General features: G+C 48.1%; 19 protein-coding genes. 8 read left to right on the top strand and 11 right to left on the bottom strand.

Annotated elements, in window-relative coordinates; all coding sequences use genetic code 11:
• Nucleotides 1-2: 2 nt before the first annotated feature.
• Complete coding sequence (locus AC27N8_RS09210) at nucleotides 3-1,211, bottom strand: lipid II:glycine glycyltransferase FemX (protein WP_487066206.1); 1,209 nt, start codon at nucleotides 1,209-1,211, stop codon at nucleotides 3-5.
• Nucleotides 1,212-1,996: 785 nt separating this feature from the next.
• Nucleotides 1,997-2,830 carry an NAD(+) diphosphatase gene (gene nudC, locus AC27N8_RS09205; protein ID WP_487066204.1) on the bottom strand — a complete coding sequence of 278 codons (834 nt, stop codon included), beginning with the start codon at nucleotides 2,828-2,830 and terminating at the stop codon, nucleotides 1,997-1,999.
• A 282-nt stretch (nucleotides 2,831-3,112) separates the two neighbouring features.
• Here nudC and AC27N8_RS09200 point away from each other — a divergent pair, with 282 nt between their 5' ends.
• A complete protein-coding gene (locus AC27N8_RS09200) occupies nucleotides 3,113-4,258 on the top strand; it encodes a right-handed parallel beta-helix repeat-containing protein (RefSeq protein ID WP_487066202.1) in 1,146 nt (381 codons plus the stop codon).
• An 88-nt stretch (nucleotides 4,259-4,346) separates the two neighbouring features.
• Here AC27N8_RS09200 and AC27N8_RS09195 read toward each other — a convergent pair whose 3' ends face one another.
• Complete coding sequence (locus AC27N8_RS09195) at nucleotides 4,347-4,745, bottom strand: hypothetical protein (protein WP_487066200.1); 399 nt, start codon at nucleotides 4,743-4,745, stop codon at nucleotides 4,347-4,349.
• 289 nt (nucleotides 4,746-5,034) lie between these two features.
• On the opposite strand from AC27N8_RS09195, the gene AC27N8_RS09190 reads away from it, so the two are divergent.
• Nucleotides 5,035-8,145 (top strand): FtsX-like permease family protein, encoded by a 3,111-nt coding sequence (locus AC27N8_RS09190; protein WP_487066198.1) that lies wholly within the window; start codon nucleotides 5,035-5,037, stop codon nucleotides 8,143-8,145.
• Between the two features lie 8 nt (nucleotides 8,146-8,153).
• Here AC27N8_RS09190 and AC27N8_RS09185 read toward each other — a convergent pair whose 3' ends face one another.
• Entirely contained in the window at nucleotides 8,154-8,696 is a 543-nt protein-coding gene (locus tag AC27N8_RS09185) for a hypothetical protein (protein ID WP_487066196.1), read from the bottom strand.
• Between the two features lie 44 nt (nucleotides 8,697-8,740).
• Entirely contained in the window at nucleotides 8,741-9,271 is a 531-nt protein-coding gene (locus tag AC27N8_RS09180) for a hypothetical protein (RefSeq protein ID WP_487066194.1), read from the bottom strand.
• A 309-nt stretch (nucleotides 9,272-9,580) separates the two neighbouring features.
• Between AC27N8_RS09180 and AC27N8_RS09175 the strand changes: the two genes are divergently transcribed.
• The 3 genes from AC27N8_RS09175 to AC27N8_RS09165 all read left to right on the top strand — a co-directional run bounded on the left by AC27N8_RS09175 (nucleotide 9,581) and on the right by AC27N8_RS09165 (nucleotide 13,469).
• Entirely contained in the window at nucleotides 9,581-10,630 is a 1,050-nt protein-coding gene (locus AC27N8_RS09175) for a hypothetical protein (protein WP_487066192.1), read from the top strand.
• 299 nt (nucleotides 10,631-10,929) lie between these two features.
• Nucleotides 10,930-12,084, top strand: a complete 1,155-nt coding sequence (locus tag AC27N8_RS09170) for a LacI family DNA-binding transcriptional regulator (protein WP_487066190.1) — start codon at nucleotides 10,930-10,932, stop codon at nucleotides 12,082-12,084.
• A gap of 11 nt (nucleotides 12,085-12,095) precedes the next feature.
• Nucleotides 12,096-13,469, top strand: a complete 1,374-nt coding sequence (locus AC27N8_RS09165; RefSeq protein ID WP_487066188.1) for a GH1 family beta-glucosidase — start codon at nucleotides 12,096-12,098, stop codon at nucleotides 13,467-13,469.
• 104 nt (nucleotides 13,470-13,573) lie between these two features.
• On the opposite strand, the gene AC27N8_RS09160 is transcribed toward AC27N8_RS09165, so the two are convergent.
• Both AC27N8_RS09160 and AC27N8_RS09155 read right to left on the bottom strand, forming a co-directional pair.
• Nucleotides 13,574-15,373 carry a hypothetical protein gene (locus AC27N8_RS09160; protein ID WP_487066186.1) on the bottom strand — a complete coding sequence of 600 codons (1,800 nt, stop codon included), beginning with the start codon at nucleotides 15,371-15,373 and terminating at the stop codon, nucleotides 13,574-13,576.
• A 178-nt stretch (nucleotides 15,374-15,551) separates the two neighbouring features.
• Entirely contained in the window at nucleotides 15,552-17,036 is a 1,485-nt protein-coding gene (locus AC27N8_RS09155) for a hypothetical protein (protein ID WP_487066184.1), read from the bottom strand.
• A 486-nt stretch (nucleotides 17,037-17,522) separates the two neighbouring features.
• Between AC27N8_RS09155 and AC27N8_RS09150 the strand changes: the two genes are divergently transcribed.
• Complete coding sequence (locus AC27N8_RS09150) at nucleotides 17,523-17,951, top strand: winged helix-turn-helix transcriptional regulator (protein WP_487066182.1); 429 nt, start codon at nucleotides 17,523-17,525, stop codon at nucleotides 17,949-17,951.
• Nucleotides 17,952-18,103: 152 nt separating this feature from the next.
• On the opposite strand, the gene AC27N8_RS09145 is transcribed toward AC27N8_RS09150, so the two are convergent.
• Both AC27N8_RS09145 and AC27N8_RS09140 read right to left on the bottom strand, forming a co-directional pair.
• Entirely contained in the window at nucleotides 18,104-18,436 is a 333-nt protein-coding gene (locus AC27N8_RS09145) for a hypothetical protein (RefSeq protein WP_487066180.1), read from the bottom strand.
• 141 nt (nucleotides 18,437-18,577) lie between these two features.
• Nucleotides 18,578-19,843, bottom strand: coding sequence for a Glu/Leu/Phe/Val family dehydrogenase (locus AC27N8_RS09140; protein ID WP_487066178.1), 1,266 nt, complete (start codon nucleotides 19,841-19,843; stop codon nucleotides 18,578-18,580).
• A gap of 223 nt (nucleotides 19,844-20,066) precedes the next feature.
• On the opposite strand from AC27N8_RS09140, the gene AC27N8_RS09135 reads away from it, so the two are divergent.
• The gene (locus AC27N8_RS09135; RefSeq protein ID WP_487066176.1) at nucleotides 20,067-20,543 is read left to right on the top strand and encodes an Lrp/AsnC family transcriptional regulator; all 477 of its coding nucleotides are present in this window, start codon (nucleotides 20,067-20,069) and stop codon (nucleotides 20,541-20,543) included.
• Nucleotides 20,544-20,573: 30 nt separating this feature from the next.
• On the opposite strand, the gene AC27N8_RS09130 is transcribed toward AC27N8_RS09135, so the two are convergent.
• On the bottom strand, nucleotides 20,574-20,978 hold the full coding sequence (locus AC27N8_RS09130) for a hypothetical protein (RefSeq protein WP_487066174.1): 405 nt from the start codon (nucleotides 20,976-20,978) through the stop codon (nucleotides 20,574-20,576).
• 249 nt (nucleotides 20,979-21,227) lie between these two features.
• Here AC27N8_RS09130 and AC27N8_RS09125 point away from each other — a divergent pair, with 249 nt between their 5' ends.
• Nucleotides 21,228-23,015: a protein kinase domain-containing protein gene (locus tag AC27N8_RS09125; protein WP_487066172.1), complete on the top strand. Its 1,788-nt coding sequence runs from the start codon at nucleotides 21,228-21,230 to the stop codon at nucleotides 23,013-23,015.
• Between the two features lie 10 nt (nucleotides 23,016-23,025).
• Here the strand turns inward: AC27N8_RS09125 and AC27N8_RS09120 are convergent, their stop codons facing one another.
• Entirely contained in the window at nucleotides 23,026-23,511 is a 486-nt protein-coding gene (locus AC27N8_RS09120) for a hypothetical protein (protein ID WP_487066170.1), read from the bottom strand.
• Nucleotides 23,512-23,554: the final 43 nt, after the last annotated feature.

Below are 23,554 nucleotides of genomic sequence, written 5' to 3'. Positions count from 1 at the left end.
AATTATCTAAGTGAGCTATTTGTGAGTTCAGTATCGACGTGTTGAGCTACTTGTTTTGAACTGATCTTTTCAAGTTGCCTTACATCATGTGTCTCTGGTTGATCCGTCCGTATGGACAGATCTCGTTGTTTCTGAGCTTGTTTTATCGCACCTTTTTTCTGTTCGGCTAGCACAAGATGTTTTTGTGCTCCGAGTTTGCTATACCAGTGACGCATATCTAGTAGGCGGCGATAGATCCAATAGATAATGGGGAGATAGACGAAGTCATGCGTCTGCATTGAACGTATCGCCTGTCCGCCGAAGCCACTTTTAAAGACATACACCCCCCACATTGGTTGACCTTCTTCCAGGAGGTCTGGAATGCCCCGGAAGTTATAGAACCAGCAGCCCTGTTGTTTCGCCCACCGAAAGGCTGTCCATTGCAGGAGATGGTTGGGCATGCGATCGCGCTGCTCATTGCCTGAAGCTCCATACATATACCAGCACCAGCGTCCTTGGGTGACGAGGAGAGCCGCAGCCAGTGGCTTGCCATCATATTCGGCGATGAGTAACCTGGATCTCTCACCATAGAGTGTCAGCACACGCTCATAGAAGGATTTATTATAGACAAAGAATGAATCCCGCTCGCTGGTGGTATGAAGCAGGTCGTAGAAGATATCCAGTTCAGCCGACGAATTGCCGTGACGCACCGTGACCTCTTTGCGGCTTGCTTGACGGATACAATAGCGCCAGGTCTTCTTCATGCCAGCCAGTAGTGTCTGCTCATCAGGGCGGATATCCAGTATCCACTCATGACGCAAATGGCGAGCGTTGGGATTGCATACAAAACCATATTTTTCAAGGGCTGTCAACCAGAGAACGTTATCAGCGGGGACGCCAGGCTCAATCTTGAGCATAAATACGTGATGCTTCTGTGCCAGCACCTGTACAAACTTGAGCAAAGTATTCAGCGCGAGAGTATCAGGGTTGTCGATAATTGGACCTCGCGGAGCGTAGAAGTAGCCAATTTTTAGGGGCGAGATATGAGTGATAATGATCAACATTGCCGCACACAGCTTCCCCTCTGCATCGATTACTCCACAGCGCAGTACATCGTGTGCACGAACAGGAAGCAATTCTCCCCACTCATACGTCTGTGTGATATTGCAATACGTTGATGCCGAAATAAAATCATTCCATTGTTGACGATCAGTAATAATTTGTGCTTGCATAGAACCTCAAATCTGCTAATCAGGCCGTCATAGTTTTATGGCAGGTGTGAGGAATAATGCTATTCAGGAGTTAGAGCTAACCACAACATATCCTCTCCCCACATCTTCGGAGCATAAAGCATATAGCTATTATAACAATATGATCGTCATCTATTGTAAAGCTGAATATATCTAGCAAATTTGTACTATGCCCATTTAAAATATGTAAATTCATAAATGCTAAAAATATAATATATAAAGTTAATAAATCGAAAAATGTAACTATACAGTGCCAAAAAAATTGTTAATGTTACTACGTAATTACGTAAATTCGTAACATATATAAAAAATAAATAATAAGTCTTAGAGTTCGAATTCGAACTCTAAATAAATCTTCTAAATAAAATTACTATTCGTAAGTACGTATACGTAATACGTAATTTTATATTTATATAAAATTTTAGAATCTGTATATATACGTAATTACGTATTACGTATACGTAGCAATCTTTTCCCCTCCAAATATGTTGGATATTTGAAAGTCTACCCAGTCTTCGTTGATCGCGTGAGTATTACCAGGTGTGCAGCTAAAAAGTCTACCAGGTTATCCTTTTAGGATATCAGGTAGACTTGATTTTTAAGACGAAAGAGTCTACCGAGTCTCCTTCATGTGAGCAGATGAGAGAGTCTACCGAGTCTCCTTCATGTGAGCAGATGAGAGAGTCTACCGAGTCTCCTTCATGCGAGCAGATAAGAGAGTCTACCGAGTCTCCTTAAAAAAATTTCAAGCAGCGACTTTTTTATAGTTACTTTTCCTGGTTAAGCCAACTGGTGATTAACGTATAAGCCAGACTTAATGGCGGAGGGAGTCCAGGTAATGTTTCGCGTGTAAACCAGCGGGCATCGTCCAACTCATCATCCTGAGGTTGGAAGGTTCCAGACTTATATTGTGCTATGAAGCCGACCATCAACTGGCTAGGGAAGGGCCAGGGCTGGCTATTTATATATTGCAGATTTTGGATTTCAAGTCCTGTCTCTTCTTTTACCTCTCGATGGACACATTCTTCCAACGTTTCTCCAGGCTCAACGAAGCCAGCGATCAAGCCATAGCGCTTGCCCCAACCTGGTTTGTGTCCCATGAAGATGCGGTCGCCGTCCTGAATGAGGACAATAATGGCTGGTATGACTGGTGGATAGGCGTTGTAATGGCCTCTGGGACATTGTTTTCCCCAGGTTTTCTCGATGTTTGTCAGGGGAGTGGCACAGATAGGACAGTAATGACTGCTTTCTAGCCAACTCATGATCTGTGAGGCGTATGTGGCGATGTTGTATTCAACCTCCGAGATGATGCTGTAGAGCTCGCGTAACCCGACGGCCTTCCAACCTGCTGGGAGTAGCTGTTCTGGATCAATTGTGCTTGCCAGGCATGGTTGACCGTTCAACTTGCCTAGAAATATGATGGGATCGTGCTTGATATTTGTGAGTAGCTCTGCTTTTCCCTGAATGAGTCTATTGTCCTGATCCAAATCCTGGATCAGCAGTTTTTTATCTTGGAGGAGAAACCAGAGAGCTGATTCGGTTGGGAGTGGAGTTGGAGGATATACGCGCTCAAAGACATTGTTTTCGTGTGCTTTATCCATAGGAAGCCCTGCATTTTCCATTGTCTATTTACCTACTGATTCGTTATGCTAGTTGCGACATTGAGAGGTTTGTGAAGTTGATGATGGAGACTTTTTTGAGTTTAATTGTATAGTATCACACCGAGGACTTGCCTGATGATCCTTTGAGAAAAGCTGTTATCTGGCTACGTTGCAGTGCCACAGCATTGTGTATATAATATATAAAAATGAATCTAAATAATTTATCTGAATAATGTTTTTATGTGGCTGGGTGTTTGGTTTCCTGCTATGGAGTTGTCTATCATGTATTTACGATCAATTTATAATGATCATCAGCCGTCAACTGTGCGTATCGTTTCACCTTTATCATCTGCTTCTGACCATTTTTATCCTACGATTGCCGCGGCGCTTGCCATGTCTCAAAGCGGTGATACTATCCTGATCAGGCCGGGATGCTATCGGGAATCTGTCGTTATCGATAAGGCAATCTCCCTCATCGGGGATGGTGATCGAGCACAGATTGTGCTTGAGAGCAATAATCGTCCCTGTCTCACTTTGAGAGCCCCGGGTATTTATGTTGAAGGACTGACAGTGAGCGTGCGCAGCAGCCTCAACCGAGAAAGCTATCTCTACGGAGCCATCGATATTGCCAGAGGACAGGCTGAAATCGTTAATTGTGACCTCTTTTCATCCTCTTATGCGTGCCTTTATATTTCTGGACATGACACTGTAGGGACTGTACGCAGTTCTGCTATCCATGACAGTTCTGGCTATGGCGTATTGATCGCGACTGTGAGCCGAGGTATGCTTGAGCAATGTGAGATCAGCAAGAACGTCTTTGCTGAAGTAGCGGTTATCCAGAATAGTGAGGTGCTGTTGCAGGACTGTATCATTTCGCACGGGAAAGGCTATGGCCTGCTGGTGACCGAGTGCAGCCTGGGACGGGTACAGCATTGCGATATCTCGCAGAACGCGCAAGCAGGTGTTGCAATCTGTGAGGGAAGCGAGGCTGAAATCTCTGCCTGTACATTGCACGATGGCCGAGCCTCCGGAGTAACTTTCCGGCAGGATGCTCATGGCGTGATTGAGCATTGCGAGATCTTTGCTAATACAAGCTCGGCTGTAGAAATTAAACAGCATAGCGATCCCATCGTCCGCAATTGTAGGATTTATAAAGGGAAATGGGCAGGTATCTCTGTTAGTGCAGGCAGCCAGGGGATCATCGAGGATTGTGATATCTTTGATAACATCTTAGCCGGCATCGAAGTTTCCTGGGAGAGTGATCCCATCATCTGTCGCTGTCGTATCCAGCATCATGCCTATCAAGGGATTGCTGTCTTTCACCGGGGACGTGGCACCGTAAAAGATTGTGATCTTCGCAAGAATGATCTTGGTCCCGTATTGATCGAAGCTGGCTCCCAGCTTTGCCTGGAGCACAATTACGAATAATTACTATAGCGCTTAGATGAAATTCCTTGCTCCTGGTTATCATCCGAACCACACCCTTTGAGGTGCTCCTGGTTGGTATTTTGCTGCGTTAGCTCTGTGAGTATCTCTTAGAGGGGATGCTTCTCTGAAAGACAGGTTTCACAGAACGGTCCAGAAAGATATAGCCAAGCGTGATTGCGCTCATCAGAATACCGAAGAGAGGGCCTGCCAGATGGATATCCTGATAGGAGGGAAGTGTAGTAAGAAACAGCTCATAAAGAATCTCGGCTATCTCGTAGGCGGCCGTCAGCCAGAAGGCCCAGAATCGGACGGTCCACAATCCATAGACCACCGCCATCCCCACCAGGGCTCCCACCAATGATGCGATAAAGTCGCGTGGATCATGTAATGTAAAGAAAAGCAGCCCAATACAACTTAGCACTCCGAACAACTCAAAGAGGGCCAGTCTTTTAATCCCTGCCGGGCAACCTTTGTAACTTATTTTCATGGTAAACTATCATCCTTATTGCTGCATAATATTTCTATCATTATACATATATACTCATTATTATAATGATAGCAACAAACTTATATTTGCTCCAAAGCTTTGAAAAAAGCTTTTTCTTTTAAAGAGAAAATAGATGCTTATTAAAATATAAACTCTTTTAGAGTAAAAATCAATAAATATCTCTTTCTTTAGGTATTTTATATTGACATTTTTGGATTTGGAAGAGCATACTATCACCATTGCCTTGTGCCATAATGTTTATTTGTGCTTGCTATGAGAAGAGGTCCTTATGGTTAAATCTGCGCGACCCCAACGAAGTAATCGTTCGCCGCTATCGTCGGTGTTGACGCTTGCCTGGTGGCGTTGGAAGCAAACGAGATTTTTACTCAGTATGATTGCCCTGGGGATAATTGCATCCGTCATTATTGCCTGCTCGATACCTCTTTTCACAGATATTATGACCACGGCTGGTCTCCGTAACACGCTGCGTGAGACGCCTGATAGCTCAGAAATTGAGGCTCATGCCACTACAGTTGGCATATCTTCATCAGTCATCAAGAAGGTCCAGAGGGACTTTGAGAGCATTTTGCAACCTGGATTTGGTTCTCTGCTTCAAGCGCCCGATTTTGAAATGTCCTCTTCAGACTTTTCATTTGCGCCGTCATCGGGAATACCCTCGAAGAACAACTCGCTTGTGATGCTGGGTGCTGACCTTACACAGGCATCCGGGCATCTCAGTAACCTCAAGGGACATATGGCTGGTGCCAGTAGCGGTCAACCGTTGTCGCTGGAGGTCATAATGACCACGGCAACAGCGAAGAGTCTTCATCTCACGGTTGGTTCTACCTTGCCACTACAGCTCAATTATTTAGCCCGTCCGATAGCCACGAATGATTTTAACAACAATGGATCTTTTGACTCTCCGCAGGAAAAGGTTGCCAACGTCACGGTGCATGTGGCGGGATTATTTGATATCAATACAGCGAACACATCCTACTGGCACGGCGCAAACTTCCAACCATTGGTTACCGGCTCTGGCAGCGCACCCATTTCTACATACATAATGTTAGCCTCGAACAGCAGCCTGATCGCGCTTTTTGACTCTTTACAGTCGCAGAAGCAAGCTGATGCTATCTTCTCCTCAGCCGGTGACTACAACCTGATCTGGTACTATCATATAGACCCATCTCAGATTGTGGTTGGGAAGCTTGATCCTCTTTTGAGTGCCCTATCGAATGTGCAGAATCAGTTTCAGGCCTCCTACAATGATGATATATCTCTACGCGAGGAATCGAATAATGCCCCCTATCTATGGGATATGGCGCTGACGAGTCCTCTCTTCAGTAGTCCACAGAATCCCAGTGAACTGATGAGTTTTGAGAGCCGGATCGCAGTGGCCCAGATTCCCATTGCTGTGCTGGGTATGATGATCATGGTGCTGATCCTCTTTTTTGTAAGCTTGATGATGGGACTCTTAGTCGAACGTCAGAGTGATACGATTGCACTCCTGCGCTCGCGTGGTGCCAGCCGCAGTCAGATTTTCTGGTCACTTATGACACAAAGTATTGGCTTAGGAATCGTCGCCTTAGTGCTTGGTATCCCGCTCTCCTTACTTGCGGTCTACACACTCTCAAAGAGGATCCTCCCGACCAACACGCAAGATTCCTTGAACGTCCTCACTGGTAACGCCGATGCCGTGATCACGACTGGGATTCTTTACGCCTTTTCGATTGTGTTTATCGTCTTGTTGACTATGGGCTTCGCCATCTTCAGCGCCTCGCGCTCAGACGTTCTTGCGCTACGACGTCAATCATCATCGCGCACGCAGCGCCGTCCGCTCTGGCAGCGACTCAACCTGGACCTCTTAGCGGGCATCATCGCGCTTGCCGGTTATGGAGTCTCATTTTACCTGACAAGCCTGGGGAACGTCCTTCAGGGAGATGCACAGATATTGATCGCCAATCCACTATCGATTATCACTCCCTTCTTTCTCATCATTGGCTGTATGTTCCTCTTCTTGCGCCTCTTTCCATTATTATTAACCTTTATTACCTCGCTGGTTGTGCGTGGGCGGGGAGCGGTCTCAATGCTGGCTCTGGCGCAGATTGGACGTTCGCCCAAACAGGCGATCCGCATGGCGCTACTATTAGCTTTAGCTGTAGCCTTTGCGTTCTTCACCCTGGTCTACATGGCCTCGCAGACGCAGCACATCCAGGACATCTCTATCTACGAGGTTGGAGCTGATTTCGGTGGACAGTATACCCAGTCAAACACGCAGCGGGATGCCACCGGGGTCACCAATCTGTATACGCACATGCCAGGAGTCCTCTCGGCCAGCTCGGGCTACGTCGCGCAGGCCGTGGGTGGGAAGGGTGGCATGGTGATGGATGTGCGTGCTGTCGATGCTTCGACTTTTGCCTCAGCTGTGCTCTGGCCTAGCGAGCAGGAGTCGAAAGCAGGAACGAAGTTGCTGGCGCAAGAAGCGCAACAGAGAAAAGGCGCGATCGAACGTAATCTTATCCCATCGATTATCGACACACGCACGGCCAATCAGCTCTACCTGCACGTCGGCTCGCCGCTCACCGTTCACATGTCGGGATTAAATGTGACCGATATGGATACAATTGTGATTGGGATTATCCCGCACGTCCCCACGGTCAACGATCGCATCGGAGTAGGAGGGAAGAACACCGTCATCCCGGGAAGTATCATCGTGGACTATCCAACCTACGAAACCATCTACGACACAGCTCTCAAGAAAAGGAACTTGTCGGTGTTGGCTGTCGACACTCCTGCGATCAACCACGTCTGGCTGCATACCAATGCGGATGCAATTTCGCTGACAAATATACGTTTAGCTTTAAAACAGCCCACGTACACCCTTCAGAATCTGCTGGATCGCTGGTCAATCCTGTCCTCCTTGCACAATGATCCGTTATATCTCATCCTATCGGGACTACTCATCATCGGAACAATCACAGCCTTACTCCTCGCATTTGTTGGAGACCTGCTTGCCTCCTGGCTAAGCGCACGCGTACGCCTGACAAACTTCGCCATCCTGAGAGCCATCGGAACCACGCCGAGCGAAGTTGCCAGTATGCTAACCTGTGAGCAAGGCATCGTTTACGCGACCGGCCTCCTGCTAGGGATCGGCTTTGGAGCTATCTTATCTGCCACCGTCATCCCGGCGCTCTCGCTCACCGACGTGAACAGCACGCTTGCCACCAGCGACCAATTCTATGCACTCCAGACAGCCTTCCCAACCAGCATCGTCGTCCCAGCGACCCTCTTATGGGGACTCGTCATCGTCGTCGCGCTCTACGGTATCGCACTCACCATGATGGTGCGCATCGTCTCCGCTCCCACCATGAGTCAGACGCTCAGGCTGAACGAGGATTAGAGAGTCAATTATTGCTGGAGAGCAATAGTCGTTGAACGTTTTAACAAGAACCACATTGAAAACAAGTAAATGCATGAGATAATAAAGAATCCTAGAGATCCAGCTACACTAAAAAATAATGCAGCAGCAGGTAGGTTAGAATTATTGTTGTAAAAAAATGGAAGGATAAAAAGTATCACGACGGTATAGAAGGGGATACCACTGAGAAAAACGATACCTCTTTGAGTGGAAAGTTCTTTATGTCCAAAATGTTTGCTTAGAAACCTGACTTCAAAGAAGATAAAGGCCACTTCTAAAACAATAAAGAGGATGGTTAGCCCCAACCCGTAGAAGCTGGCAGGAACAGATGGCTTTTGACTTTCTGGTATAAGTTGTAGAGACGCAAAAAAAGCAAAAAAAATGCCTGCGCACAAGATGATAAATACGGTGGCTGGCAAAAAAATGCGTAAGAGCGAACGAGCTGCTGAATCTCTCTTTTCAGGGGTGATTTTTTCTCCCTCCTTCGGGGGAGGAAGTAATTCATGCTCGTGAAGAAAAAACTTTACGAGCATTGATGTATTCACTAGCAAAAATGATGTAAGGAAGAGCATATTCATCAGGCAACGTGTTCAGGAGACGGCGAGACGGACTCATGCTTATCTTCACGATATTTGAGCACCAACGCGGTTGCACGTGCTATCCACAGGCCGATTGAGACAATCACCAGATCAATCGCAAGAGCCGTAAGCGTTGGGTTGAGCGCAAAAGGAATGTGCCCTTTTGTAAAGTCGCCATTAGCATAAGCGGCTCCCTCGCGCAGGAGTATGGTCAGGAGCCAGATCGCCAGATACAGGAAGCCACCTTTCATCCATAGCGCACCAGTAGTCTGATCGTGCCAGAAATGGATCGAGCGCATCAGCAGGAAGCCCCCTGCCAATCCAATCAGCAGTGCGGGAAGCGCTAAGATGAGCGCAAGCGTATGCGTGAAAAGTGCGTTTGTGCTGAACAAACTTACGACAGAAAAAAACACAATCACTGTTGCTATACTTACTGCGCGCACTGGCCGTACAGGTTGGGGGCGTAGACGTCGGTAGATAATGTATATAGCTAAAAGGATAAAAATCCCTACAGGCAATACTTGTTGCATGAAAAGGTCCTTTCTTAAAGGTCTTTTTATTTGTCGTCAATTAATAGCATGCTCATTCATGAGTATAGATGAAAGCTTCTCAAACGTCATCACTAAAAGGTGTAATTTTTTTCTCCCTCCTTCGAGGGAGGGAGCAATTCATGCTTATGAAGAAAACACTTTTGAACGATCCCTAAACGATACCTGGACGACTGCTAAAGTGAAGCATAGATAAGTCTTTATTTGCTATAATTTGGGGATGATGAGAGTTTGTATAGCTAAGGAAAGAATTTTTAATCTATTTCTTATAAGAAAGTGGATATATAGAAGATGGAAAACAGAAATGTTAAGTATGGGCCTAGAGCACCAAGGTCTAAACAAGCCGATAACTCAAGTAGCCAATCCTCAGCGAATCCCTTAATGAGTGACTCTGGAAGAAGGGGAGACACAGATGCAGTTCCTAAGGGAGATAAGAAAAAAACCGATGTGGGAAGCCGTTCTGCATCAGACCCCCTTGATAAAGATGTGCTCCGTCGATGGAAGACAATGGCACAGCTAGAGCCGAATGCGGCTAGAAATGAAGGGAGATTAGGAGCGAGCACGAGGGGAGAGAGGGGGCTGAGAAGGGTTCCAATTGATCAAAGTACTTCCCTGCGCTCTGATATACGACACGCATTAGATGTGCAGCAGGGAAGTTCAAGATTCTCCACGTTAGGCCGCCCAGACAAAGCAATTTTACGTCAAGAGATTCCAGAAGTAAATACTGGTACTCCGCAACTGGGGCAAGTGCCTGGAAGCACAGAAGGTACATCATCATTCCGCCAAGAAACAAGACAACCGAGTGAGCATCTTGATCACCCAGACACTAAGAAACTGGAAAGCTTGCTACAATTTATTAAGAAGTCCTATGGAGATCCCAGCGATCTCATTTCTCAACACCGATCGACGTTAGACGGCAATTATGTAGAAGTTACGCTGAACCCTAATGAAATGAGAAGTATCAACAGATCTCTTATCGGTGGGGTACCCGAAACATATACTCTGCCATCTGAAGATTGGAGTCGCCTTAAAGGAGTCATAGGTACGAATAGTAAAGATATAGGTGGTCCTTCACAACATGAATTGGCTGACGGTTTTGAGAAAATAAGTCAAATAATTCAACAAGATATACAAGCTCAGGCAGTACCTGGTCGAGACATTAAGCTGAAACAAGAAGAACCTACACATGTGCGCTATGTAATAAGAGATGCAAGCAATAATGAAAAAATATACAATGTATCTCGTGATGGACATTCCAAATTAGAGAATCTGATTAACGCTAATAGAAGCACGAAAACCGAACAAGAGGAAAAAGCGAGTGCAATTCCCGAAGGCTGGTAGGTCTTTTATGAAAGCTTAACCTGTTAGGGCCACACTATGGCCTCTCTATTCCTTGTTGTTCGATGGGAGTAGTATTCCTTAAATAGATTCATCTAAGGATGCTGCAAACTCTTCAGTTTTTTATAACAATGCCGATAACCTCTCCAAAGTAGGCAAAAGCCCTTGACAAGAAATCGATTTCTCAGCATACTCTTGTCAGAGAAATCGATTTCCCAGACAGTTCGGACGGCCGAGGCTTGATTTCTCTTGTGGCGCAACGGAGCGACATAGTAGCCAATTCAGTAAGAAAGAGTGCAGCTATGAGAGCAAAATTGACGATCCAGGATATTGCACGTCTGGCTGGAGTGTCCAAGGCGACGGTTTCGCGGGTACTGAATAATAAGCCGACGGTCGATCCTGAGATTCGCGAGCGGGTGATGAAGGTTGTCAATGAGCGTGGATTTGTACCCAGTATTACGGCGACTGTTTTGCGTGGAGGCCGGGCACAGCTGATTGGTGTCCTGGCGCCTCCGCTGACGTGGCCTTCGGTGCCAGAGATTATGCGCGGCGTGGCAGCCGTGGTCGAGCACACACCCTACGAGATTGTGCTCTACACGATCAGTCAGACGCGTGATCACAGCGAGATCCTTGATCGTATTCTGGCGATGAAGTTGACCTCTGGACTCCTGGCCATCTGTCCGGGTCATCTCGCGGATCACCTTGTCCACCTGCACGAGCAAGGCTTATCTGTTGTGACGATCGATGATCAGGAGCTGCCTATTCAGACTCCATGGGTTGGTACCGATAATCATGCGGGCGCATATGAGATTACCAGGCATCTGCTGCAACTGGGACATCGTCGTATTGCCTACATACAGGGACCAGGCGAGTTTCGGTGCGTGCGTGAGCGCTATGATGGCTACGCTCGTGCGCTGACCGAAGCGGGCATCGAGCTTGATCCCGCGCTGGTAATTGGAGGAGGAGAATTTAGTATTCAAGGCGGAGAGGCCAGCGCTCGGACGATTTTTTCTCGGCCTGTCAGTGAGCGGCCCGATGCGATTTTTGCGGGAAACGATCAGATGGCTTACGGTGTGTTGCGTGTGGTTGATGAGTTTGGCATTCGGGTGCCAGCCGATGTGGCTGTGGTAGGCTTCGATGATATCCCGCTCGCGGAGCATATGCAGCCACCATTGACGACTATCCGTCAGCCGCTCTTCGAAATGGGAGTGACCGCAGCGGAGCTGCTCCTATCTATCATTGACTCGCGACTACCATCGACGGCCGGCCCGCATGGTGTTGATTTCGCATCTTCTCTCGCTACAAAGGCGCAGCGAGAAGCACCTATCCGCAAACTCTTGCCCAATCAACTGATAGTTCGCTCATCGTGTGGTACTATGCCAGGACTAGCCAATCGGCGTCCGCCCATCATCAATCCCGGTATTCTGATGGGTGTACTTCAGGATCAGCATACTTAGAGGAGGATTAATTGAGTATTTCTCATGACGCGAGCGTATTGACAACCTCGCAGGAAGTTATTAGCGCTTCATTTCCCAAGGATTTCATCTGGGGAGCCGCGACGGCAGCGTATCAGGTGGAAGGTGCTGCCCACGAGGATGGACGAGGTCTATCGATCTGGGATCAATTCTCTGCTACGCCTGGCAAGACCTACCAGGGAGATACCGGCGATGTTGCGACCGATCATTATCATCGCATGCCTGCCGATGTTGCCCTGATGAAAACATTGAACCTGCAGGCCTATCGCTTCTCCGTCTCCTGGTCGCGTGTGCTGCCACAAGGGACTGGAGCGCTTAATCCGGCGGGCCTGGATTTCTACGAGCGTCTGGTGGATGAGCTGTTAGCACAGGATATCACACCCATGTTGACGCTCTATCATTGGGATCTTCCCCTGGCGCTGCACGAGCGTGGTGGCTGGGAGAATCGTGATACCGCTTATGCCTTTGCCGATTATGCAGAGATCATGGCGCGCCGCCTGGGCGATCGTGTCAAGCACTGGCAGACGCTCAACGAGCCATGGTGTGTTGCCTATCTTGGCTACGGATCAGGCATTCACGCGCCTGGCAAAAAGGATCCTTCTGTCTTAGGAGCGGTCGGACATCATCTGCTGCTCGCTCACGGATTAGGTGTGGCGCGTTTACGGCAACATTGTTCGTCGGACACAAAAGTTGGTATCACGCTTAACTTCACGCCGGCCTATGCTGTCGATCAGCATCCGAGCACGCTGGCGGCTGTCGAAAAAGACACACGTGGCAATAGCTGGTTTGGTGATCCAATCTTTCGCGGCCAGTATCCAGACGGCCTCTTCGCAGACCTCAAGACCAAAGAGCCCACCATCGCTCCCGATGATTTCGCCATCATCGGAGCGCCGCTCGACTTCCTGGGTGTCAACTACTACACGCGCAGCGTCTACCAGTATAATCCCACCTCTGGCAAGGGCGAGATCGTGAAGCATCTACCGAGCTCAAAATACACTGCGATGGGATGGGAGATCTATCCTCAAGGAATGACCGAGCTCCTTGTGTGGCTGCATCAGAGATATGCTCCACCGACCCTGCTGGTTACAGAAAACGGAGCCGCCTTTGATGATACCTGGGATGGAAGCAGCGATGAAGTTAATGATGCCGGACGCTTATCCTACATTCACGACCACATCGAAGCCGTCGGAGAGGCTATCAAGCAGGGAGTGCCGATGGGGGGATACTTTGCATGGTCTCTCATGGATAACTACGAGTGGATGGATGGCTACAGCAAACGCTTCGGCATCATTTATGTCGACTATCCTACGCAGCGCCGTATTGTTAAGGATAGCGGTCGCTGGTATGCCAACCTGATCAATCCTTAATCTCTTATTGCCCAACTCAGAACCTTCACGGCCAAACGTAGCGTTCGATGTTACGTTTGGCTTCTTTCTCCATGAAGTGCCATGATCATTGGCAGAGCATTATCTTATTTTGTAGAACTGAGCATCTGTAATAGCTGCTGCTGGAAATGATCAGCTGCTTGACGGGTTGCCGGTTTATCCCGCACAAAGATACGTACAATGGGATGATCAAAGACCGAATAGCTTTCATCGGCGTCACTATCGTTAAAGGTGAAACCCCATAGATGGGGAGGATCTGTGAACTGGGCAACCAGGTGAAAGCCTAGTTTCTCGCTTAGCAGGAGCTGGTAGTAGTGTGTGGTCATGGGATAAATCTTTGGCAATTGCATGACAGGCTTATCGTTGCGATCTGATGCCATTACAATGACATCGCTGTGTGTTATCGAGCTGACCAGCGTCTGAAGCTTTATAAAGGAATCGCCCTCATACATATCCACGCCAGTGGCAGGCATACGGAAGAAAGTATCAGGCAGTTTGCCATCCAGTGGAAGTGGCAGCCGGGCGTCGCCCTGTTCATACATGATCGAGCTGCCTGAGGGAATGTGATTGAACATCCAGTCGGACGCCTGAATGAGTGTATTCGTACTGTGATAGACATTCACCAGTGCCAGACCTTGAAACATTGTCCCTATCACTACCAGAGAGGTAACTGCATAGGCTAGCCAGCTCCACGAAAGCTGATCGTATCGCTCACGGACTTTTATCGAGCGTATCCAGGCGCTCAACACGGCTGCCGCGATCAAGGTGAGCAGAGGATAGATTGGCAGCATATAGCGCATAAACTTGACATAAAAGCTGCCGGTAATACTGGCATAAGCGACGATCCAGGTGATCACAATCGGCCACAGTCCGGCTCGCCGCCTGATCATGCGGTAGAACAGCCAGAGCAATCCGCAGCCAGCGACCAGACCCATCGTCGGCCCCAATCCCCACAGTACCAGATTTTTCGCCTGATATGCATAGGGAAGAGTCGGTGCAAATTGAATGATATACGTCACCCCGGAATTGCCTATAGACATTTGCCCTTGCTGCATGAGATTCTGTACGAAGTTCTGCCGATCGAGCAAAGCGTAGGGCATAACGATCAGGAAAGTCAGACAGGTGGTTAGAGTGGATAATCCAAGCGAGATCAAGGCCGAAATCAGCGTCTGTCGAGACCAGCGTAGCAGGATCGCAGTCACTATCGGAACGGCCAGAGGGGCTGCGCTGAACTTTGTTGCCAGAGCCAGTCCATAGCCCAATCCAATGAGTAGAGCCACGCGGTAGGGAGCGCTTGTATTCACCAGCGTAACGCATCCAAGCAGTGTTAGCATCACAAAAAAGAGCAGCATCCCATCAACCGTGCTATAGTGAGCTTGCTGTATCTCAAAAGGAGTAAATGTGACAAGTAGTGCCGCCAGCAAAGACATAGGCCAGGGGGAGAAGCCATCTGATAGCTCATCCTGACATAAACGCAGCCCCAACCAACCAGTCAGCAGAATCGTGCCAGTTTCAAAGCTGGCTGATAGATAGCGTCCCACCAGCGTCAAATGATCCAGGATACGAGCATCCGGAAAAATAGTGGCGAGCAGATGTCCAATCAGAGCTAGCAGATAAATGGGAAATGATCCATAGTAAAACAGGTGCGGATTGAGTGGCGATGTGATCGGATTGAGAAATTGTCCGATGCTTTGCGGCCAGCCAATATGTTGTGCATACGCGACGATATAGGGTTCGTCAGGATGAAAATTATAGCCTTGATCCCAATTGAGTCCATAGGTGCGCAGCACAAATCCCAGCCCTGCGATCCCCAGCAGAGCGAGAGCGTACCACTGAGAAATGCGTTTCGGTGTCGAGGATCTCTTCAAAAATGCATCAAGATCCATAAAAAGAAATCCTCGAGGAGTTTGGCCGTCTGTTCTCTTGAATAAAGATCAGAGATGTAAATTTGATAATAATCAACCTATATACACCTTCGTACTGTAAATTAATCCTTATAATCACAGTATAAAGATCTTAAAAAATGCTCCCGTGTTCACCAATGACTGAGTGGTTACGTATCTTTTAAGGGTTCCTGGTCTGTTCAAGGGTTAATGGACCCTGTTGGGTAAGCTCGTTGAGGCGGACGGTAATAAATTCGCCAAATGTATGATTGCTGAACGTACTGTTGTCGAACGAACTGCCGTACTGATCATTGAATGGTCCAGTCAAACGATGCGCGAGTTCCTTGTTCGTAAAATTGCCATGGCTAGCCGTAGCATTACTGCTGGTATCATTGGTTCTGCTTAGCGCCTTTTCCGCCGCCCTTTCTGCAAGGTAAGCGCCAATACTTACAAACTGCCACTGTGCGTTGTCAACAATGGCGTTCGCTGGAAAGGGGACTTTGTCGAAGAGGTAATTTCCAAATGTTGAAGAAACGACATTTGAGGCGAAGGCTGACGGGAGAAATCGTCCGGCCAGCACTGAGGGAAAGGCAGTACCCACGGCTCCGAGGGCAATAGCAAGAGCGGCCTTACCTGTCCAGGTACGTGTCAACCTTGCCACTCTGGTATTCAGATCACCCGCTTTCGTCATTGCTCTGCCAGACCAGCTGGCAGGGGGACCACTTGCTCTTTGCTCTTTACCAATCTGATCTTTCCAATCGGTAATTCGATTATCTATTTTTCCACTCGTTACGCCAATGAATTTCTGGAACTGGTTATCACCGGAAGCTTCTTTAAGCTTGTCAGTCATCTCACTAATTCTGCTTTCTAACGCGCTTATATGTTTTAAATCACGAAAGATATCCTCTGCCATTTCCGAATGTCTTGAGTCACCATCTGCATTAATCTTTAACCTTCTGAGTAAGTTTCGTGCATCCGCCTTGACAGAATCGTCGACTGATGATCTGCTGTCGTGCCGTTGTACGAGGACGCCTTCCTCTGTTCTTCTTGGGTTACGAGTCATCTCAATTGGGGGACCACCATGTTGGTGCGAGGATTCTGGGGTGTCATGTACTTCGAAGATTCTGTCCGACAATTCCTGATCGTTGAATTGTCGGGAGAAGCCTGGGGAACTGCCTTCGCCAGCTCTACTTAATAGAGACGCGACATTAGCAAGTTTTGTAAACTCTCGAGCCTCGTGGCTGGTTAGTTCGGTTGTAGGGTGTAATTCTGAAGGATGATCTGAATACGGAGCGATATCACGGATAGCTTGTTTTCCTTGCACCTCTGACTCGATAGTGTGTGAAGTAGGTGCGTCCAATACTTGTGATGAAGATGGTACATTCTCATCACGTTCTTTCGATGATGATCTGGAGATAGTACGGAGGACGTCTGTGGCAGCGTTCTGTGACCCGGTACGACGTAACGTAGCTGTATTTAAATCACGATCTCGTATGGAAGATTCTGCGAGGTCACGCACAACATTTGTTATAGCGTTCTGTGACTCTCTACGGCTTAAAGCAGGTGATTTGTCTGAAACATCTTCTTGTGATGCTGACTTGGCGCCAGGATAAGTTGTATCTTTTAAGTTGCTTGCTGATCCGCGGGGCGTAGGACGACGATCCATAGAACGTTTCTCCTTTATACCTTTATATATGAATAGTTTTCAATCCCTTTCGACAAGGGCTTGCAGGGTGAAATCCTGCTAATACGCTTAAAAAGCCGATCTACACCGATGCTTTAGCCGTAAGAACGCATGACGATTTGACCGTACAAGTGCACGGCCGTAAAAATTAAAGATTGACATCTTTGTCAGGATAAACGCAATCGCGTCACAATCGGGAAACTGGTTGCTGGCACTGCAAATATTATAAATAGTACTGAATTCGCTTTCACTTATGCCAAGTATAGAAGATGATAGTCCTTTATGTCAAGAGTTTTATGATATAGTTGATAAATTTTGTCAATATTAGCCCAGGTTGTGGATCGAAGCCTGTTGAGACCTCATTAGAGTGAAAATCATACTGGTAAACATGACCTCTGAACAACCATATCTTACTCTGGAAGAACGTGCATCTTGTGGGAAGGGACTAAAAAGTGGTAGAGTTAGCATATGGAAACGAAGCAGCAAACATCACCTGATATTTTTCGATCTGACTGCTTGTCGCGGCAAGTACTGGGATTGATCTCGGACCAGTGGACGCCTCTGGTTATCTACGCATTGCAAGAGGATACAATGCGCTTTGGCCAACTGCTCAAGCGTATCGACGGCATCTCAAAAAAAATGCTGACCCAGACATTGCGAGCCATGGAACGCAACGGCCTGGTCCAGCGCGTCGTCTACCCGGTTGTACCTCCCATTGTAGAATATTCTCTCACGCCGCTGGGGCAGACCCTGAGAGAGCCCATAACGGCGCTAGCGATCTGGGCATATGGACATCTGTCAGAAGTTGCGTACGCCCGGGACGAATATGACCAACGCACCCATACACAAATCCAGGCTGAAACAGCCTCCCTTGTCCAACAGCGCCAGCCAACGTAGCGTCGTACGCTCGCGTACGATGTCCCAGTAGCTCGTACGAAACAGCAGGAAGGATCTCGGTGAACCACACTGGTGGGTCTGATCGTACGTCGAGTGGAACATCGTACGCGAGCGTACGACGCTACTATATTTATGTCAAAATTTGACAGTATCTATATATTTCTTGAGGTTGGGTCTTCGTTCAGCAGTAGATATCCATAGCAGAGGACGCAGTAGACATAGATGCCAGTGTTGCGCAGCTTGGCGCGAATGCGATCGATATGCTTATCGATCATGGCTCGTACCTGATCATCGGCATCGCAATTATATGTACTGCGAGCCATCTCTACATAAGTAATTGGATAGCCGTGTCTGAGTGGATAAAACAGGCGATATTCAGTTTTTGTTAAAGTGACTTTTTTATCTTTAATCAGCAGTGAATGTGCTGCATTATCATATTGTATATCTTCTATATTAACGGTATGAAGATCACGTTCATACGTCAAAGTGATACTCTCCTTCATTGAGAAACCCTTTCGTCGTCTCTTGTCGTCTGGATAGGGCTTGCAGAGGGCATGACTGTCCTCTGCTTTGTTATGATTGGCTTTAAGTGTTTCTGTAGAGTGGAGTGATTCATCGCTTTCGACTTACGGATAAATGCTTCTGATGCGTGTTGCTTCCGCTACTCGTCCTACGGCGAGCAGGTAGACTGCCAGACGATAGTTACATAATTGTTTCTCGCTTGTCGTTTTTACGGCCTGGAAACTTTCTTTCATCATAGCTTCCAGACGTGAGTTCACTTCTTCCTCAGGCCAGAAGATGCCCTGGAGATTCTGAGCCCATTCGAAATAGCTCACCGTGACGCCGCCGGCATTGGCCAGCACATCCGGGATCACCGGGATGCCGCGCTGCTGGAAGATCGTATCCGCCTCAACCGTCGTGGGACCGTTGGCAGCCTCAACAATCAATTTGGCCTGTACCTGTGCTGCGTTAACGGCATTCAGCTGACCTTCGGTTGCAGCAGGGATCAGAATATCGCAGGGTTGTTCTAATAATGCTTCATTGCTCAGTTGGGTCGCTCCAGACACGTTTGTCAGATTACCATCTGCGCGTGCAATGTCGAGCGCATTCTGCACATCGATGCCATGTTTGTTATAGATCGCGCCAAAGACATTTGAGAGCCCGACGATCTTGCAGCCTGCTTCGGATAACAACTTGGCGGCCACCGATCCAACGTTGCCGATGCCCTGAACGATCACACGAGCGCCTTTCAGCGGGATGTTATACACCTGGCAGGCTTCACGCGTGATAATAAAGACACCGCGTCCTGTCGCCTCTACGCGTCCTGTACTGCCACCAATCTCCAACGGCTTGCCCGTGACAACTGATGGCACCGTATAACCGCGATGCATAGAATATGTATCCATAATCCAACCCATGACCTGGGGATTAGTATTCATATCGGGAGCCAGAATATCGCGTTCCGGCCCAATAATCTCAGCGATCTCAGTCGTATAGCGGCGCGTCAGACGTTCCAACTCGGTCGATGACAACTCGGTTGGATCGACAATGACTCCACCCTTGGCACCTCCAAAGGGAATATTCATGAGAGCGCATTTCCAGGTCATCCACATTGCCAGAGCGCGTACCTCGTCGAGCGAGACATGCGTATCATAGCGGATGCCACCTTTGGCAGGCCCGCGATTTGTATTATGTTGCACTCGATAGCCGGTAAACATCCTGATCTTGCCATTATCCATGCGTACAGGAAAGTGAACCGTCAATTCGCGCTTCGGGGTACGTAAGAGCGAGCACAGTTCTGCATCGAGCTGTAGGTGTCTGGTTGCCACATCGAACTGTTCCAGCGCCTGATCCAGGGGATTTTGCAGGCGATCTTTAATCAGTGTCGTCATGATTCCTCTTCTTTGTGTAATGGTGGGATGAATTTTAAGAATAAATGCATCGTGAATAGTTAGCAATAATATGTACTAACTATCCATTTTTCTTAGCAAAAGATAATTACAACTAGGAAATGAATTATTATGTTTCAAGTATAAAGCTTTTATAAGTTATAATAAATAGCAAGGTAAAGGTATGATTCTGAAAATGACAAATTTTGAAAGGTGGTTTGACACTTTGACCTTACAAAATGAAAACCTGCTCGATGACACTGGCTGGCAGATCCTGCAAGAGTTGCAGGAGAATGCTCGCATCACATTTAGAAATCTCGGTCGACAGGTTGGTCTCTCTGCTCCCGCTGTGGCGGAGCGTGTACGTAAGATGGAAGAGGCGGGTATTATTCGTGGATATCGGCTGGAGGTAGATCTTGCCAAAGTTGGTTTACCGGTGACAGCCTTTATTCGTATGAGTGTGCCGAAAGATAAAAGAGAATATATTGGCGAGCATCTGCGAGCTATTCCTGAGGTCCTTGAATGCTATCGTGTCGCGGGCCTGGATTCTTTTATTCTCAAAGTCAGCTCTCCATCGATCAATCAACTTGAGAAACTCATTGATCGTGTCAGTCGCTACGGCCAATCCAATACATCGATAGTACTTTCTGTCACGATGATCAGGAACAGCATCGAGCGCGTCAAAGATGAGTGGGCGGAGTAGTCTATGGAGCAACGTCGTAACTAGACTCTCTTAGTGATACGTCGCTTCTGATTGTTTTTGTTTATGGAAGTCGAGCGTATAGCCGCAGTCGCCAACGCAAATAATGGTAATGCCATGAACTTTTAACTTGCCATTCGCATTGCTTAAATGTTTTGTTACGTGCCAGCGTTCTGCCAGATGAGCACAACGTCGTAGTTCCTCAAAGCTCACATAGACATTAGGAGTCTCTATGTCAGTGTTGCTGTTCTGACGCAGTGCAACCTGCTGAAGCCATTCAAAGTGGCTTAGCAAGCGCATGCAGAGTATATATTCCGTTGGCGAGAGTCGGACGAGTCTCCCATTGATTTGGAGATGGTGAAAGGCATCATTATGATAGATCATGTAGCCGATCAACTGAGGTCCTTCGCTTAGTTCATCGATAATTTTAGGATTCATAGTGGGGATAGTATACTTGAAATCCTCTCGGTTTTTGCAGAATTTGTGCGTATTTTTTGCGGCATATCTGGATCAGGCGTCAAAGACGTTGAGGATGGAACATAATTTGTCCCTCTAACTTCCTCTCTTTTTCAGATGGTATGTTGTATATATGACATATAATGGGTAAGCATGTATTTAAGCATGATGAGCCTGGAGTCGTTCTGATGTTTTCACACGACCTTCTTCATGATGGAAGGATAGGGAATAATGCGTGTCTGTCGTGCGTGTGGTAAAGAGAATCAAGCGGATGCACGTTTTTGCCATTGGTGTGGTGAAGTGCTGATTGCCAGCTCAGCTACTGGTCGACTATCGTCTCAGACGTTGTTGCACAAAGGTCGCTATGCAATCATCAATTTACTGGGAACCGGGGGCATGGGAGCTGTTTACAAAGTACTCGATCTTTTCGATACGGGGCAGCGTGTGCTGGCTGTCAAAGAGATGAGTCAGAGTGGCCTCTCGGGTCAGGACCTGCGTGATGCCATTGCCTCCTTTGTTCGAGAGGCTGAACTGCTTACTCGCCTTGATCATCCCAGCTTGCCGCACATCTACCAACAATTCGAAGATAACGGAAGACGTTATCTGGCGATGGATTTTATCGAGGGCTCCACTCTAGAGGAGCATTGGAATAATGATTGGCAGCGAGGGAAAAATGTAGCTATCGAACGTATACTGCGTATCGGCTTACAGCTCTGTTCAGTGCTGGATTATTTGCATTCACAACAGCCAGCCATTATTTTTCGCGATCTGAAGCCCGCCAATATCATGTTAAATCCGCAGGGTCAACTCTATTTGATTGACTTCGGCATTGCGCGCCTCTTTCGGCCCGAGCAGACCAAAGATACCATTGCACTGGGTTCGCCTGGATATGCCTCTCCTGAGCAATATCGTAACTCCACCTCGCCACAATCTGATATTTACAGCATGGGAGCGGTCCTGCATCAACTTCTGACCGGCGACGACCCATCGCTCAACCCCTTTAGATTTAAACCCATCTCGATCGACGTCCCGATACTGGAGGATCTCGTCATGAGCATGGTCGAGGCCGACAAGTCTCTGCGTCCTCCTAATATAAAAAGTGTCCAGAAGATGCTCTTGCGTGCCGAACAGACGCTCCCGCCGGTCAGGAAAACGACTGGAGGCCTGCCTCGATCCACTGTGACCGGTAGCCTGACGAGGCCCACGGTGGCTGCTGGCACGACCGGCACAATTGGCAACACCGGATCAATCTCCAGTGTCAGATCGTTAAATATCTATGTACTCGTCTCGCCAGATGCGCAGGATCAACGCCTCTGGAAATCCATTCAAGAGAAGCTCCTCTCCTTAATTGACACTATTCCCAACGTAAAAATTCAGCACAGTGCCGCACCATCGCAGCAGAATCTAACGACCCGCAGTGAAGCCATCGATCGAGCCGATCTGTTACTCGCGTTGCTCAGTGATCACTTGCTCTCATCGCCTACCTGTATGATCGATGTGAAGAGAGCCGTCGGACGTGCTGGCATTCGAGGAGTAAAAATGCGTTCGCTGCTCTTGCGTCCCTGCGACTGGGAAAATACCATCCTATCGCGCATCTTGCTGGCCTTTCCCGACGTTATCAAGCATGCCAGCGTCTACGCGCAAGAGCTGCGCACACTCGAAGCGGCCAAGAGTATCCGTATCTTGCTGGCCAGCCTGATGCTCATGGGGAAACAGACCGGACCGATGAATCTCTTACAATGGCTCTTATGGCAACTTTACGGCAGTGGTGGCATTGATTGCCCCTACTTTGTTGTCGGGCAATACGCACTGAGACATGTCCGCTCCTCAGGAAGTGCTGGAGTGCTTTTTTACCTCCTGGATCTTAGAACATTGCACACGGTAGCCGAATACACCATCGCCTCGCATAACAGTACACGCATCGCCAGCCTATTAAAGATCATCGCCCCCACGAAGACCGCCCCTCTGGACGTCCAGGGGACCGCCATGCGTGAGCGTCCCATCTTACGAGAAGCGTAGCGTTCAGTTCTTACCTGGTGGATGTGAGCAGATAACCTTTGCGGTACATGGCTCGGACAGTGAGGGCAAAGCCATGCTTCTTGAGTACCGAGCTGACGCCGTGAGGTTCTTTGACCGCTCGCCGTACCATTTTGAGCTCACGCTCCAGGGTGCTATGTCCCTGTTTGGCGCTATGCTCCAGGTGTTTATGCCAGCGCTCGATCTGGGGGGCCAGGACTGTGAGGGCATCTTCGTGCGAGTTGGTGATGAGGACGCGGCGAAAAATCGTTTCTGAGCAGCGCAGACAGGCTAGAAGCTCTGCATAATTTGCTCCATGCGATGCGCGTAGCAGGAGAAATAGCAGGCGAAATGAGCTGTTTGAGAAGCGGCATTGAGCGGAGATACGTTCTGGTCCTACCAGAGTAACAATCCGTTCTTGAGCATTCAACATTAAACTATATCCTGAAGGCAGTGCGGGTACATCTGCCGAGGAGAGCTGAACAAATTGTGTTCTCATAGAGACGTGCTCCACTCATCTTTCTGTATTTGGCTTCATGATA

Source organism: Dictyobacter sp. Z7_2, from assembly GCF_057551105.1.
This window is presented reverse-complemented; position numbering and strand designations above follow the sequence as displayed.

Bases quoted from the DNA above. Each gene is read 5' to 3' on its own strand.
- AC27N8_RS09210 (WP_487066206.1), bottom strand. From the start codon at position 1,211: ATGCAAGCACAAATTATTACTGATCGTCAACAATGGAATGATTTTATT.
- nudC (WP_487066204.1), bottom strand. From the start codon at position 2,830: ATGGATAAAGCACACGAAAACAATGTCTTTGAGCGCGTATATCCTCCA.
- AC27N8_RS09200 (WP_487066202.1), top strand. From the start codon at position 3,113: ATGTATTTACGATCAATTTATAATGATCATCAGCCGTCAACTGTGCGT.
- AC27N8_RS09195 (WP_487066200.1), bottom strand. From the start codon at position 4,745: ATGAAAATAAGTTACAAAGGTTGCCCGGCAGGGATTAAAAGACTGGCC.
- AC27N8_RS09190 (WP_487066198.1), top strand. From the start codon at position 5,035: ATGGTTAAATCTGCGCGACCCCAACGAAGTAATCGTTCGCCGCTATCG.
- AC27N8_RS09185 (WP_487066196.1), bottom strand. From the start codon at position 8,696: ATGCTCGTAAAGTTTTTTCTTCACGAGCATGAATTACTTCCTCCCCCG.
- AC27N8_RS09180 (WP_487066194.1), bottom strand. From the start codon at position 9,271: ATGCAACAAGTATTGCCTGTAGGGATTTTTATCCTTTTAGCTATATAC.
- AC27N8_RS09175 (WP_487066192.1), top strand. From the start codon at position 9,581: ATGGAAAACAGAAATGTTAAGTATGGGCCTAGAGCACCAAGGTCTAAA.
- AC27N8_RS09170 (WP_487066190.1), top strand. From the start codon at position 10,930: ATGAGAGCAAAATTGACGATCCAGGATATTGCACGTCTGGCTGGAGTG.
- AC27N8_RS09160 (WP_487066186.1), bottom strand. From the start codon at position 15,373: ATGGATCTTGATGCATTTTTGAAGAGATCCTCGACACCGAAACGCATT.
- AC27N8_RS09155 (WP_487066184.1), bottom strand. From the start codon at position 17,036: ATGGATCGTCGTCCTACGCCCCGCGGATCAGCAAGCAACTTAAAAGAT.
- AC27N8_RS09150 (WP_487066182.1), top strand. From the start codon at position 17,523: ATGGAAACGAAGCAGCAAACATCACCTGATATTTTTCGATCTGACTGC.
- AC27N8_RS09140 (WP_487066178.1), bottom strand. From the start codon at position 19,843: ATGACGACACTGATTAAAGATCGCCTGCAAAATCCCCTGGATCAGGCG.
- AC27N8_RS09130 (WP_487066174.1), bottom strand. From the start codon at position 20,978: ATGAATCCTAAAATTATCGATGAACTAAGCGAAGGACCTCAGTTGATC.
- AC27N8_RS09125 (WP_487066172.1), top strand. From the start codon at position 21,228: ATGCGTGTCTGTCGTGCGTGTGGTAAAGAGAATCAAGCGGATGCACGT.
- AC27N8_RS09120 (WP_487066170.1), bottom strand. From the start codon at position 23,511: ATGAGAACACAATTTGTTCAGCTCTCCTCGGCAGATGTACCCGCACTG.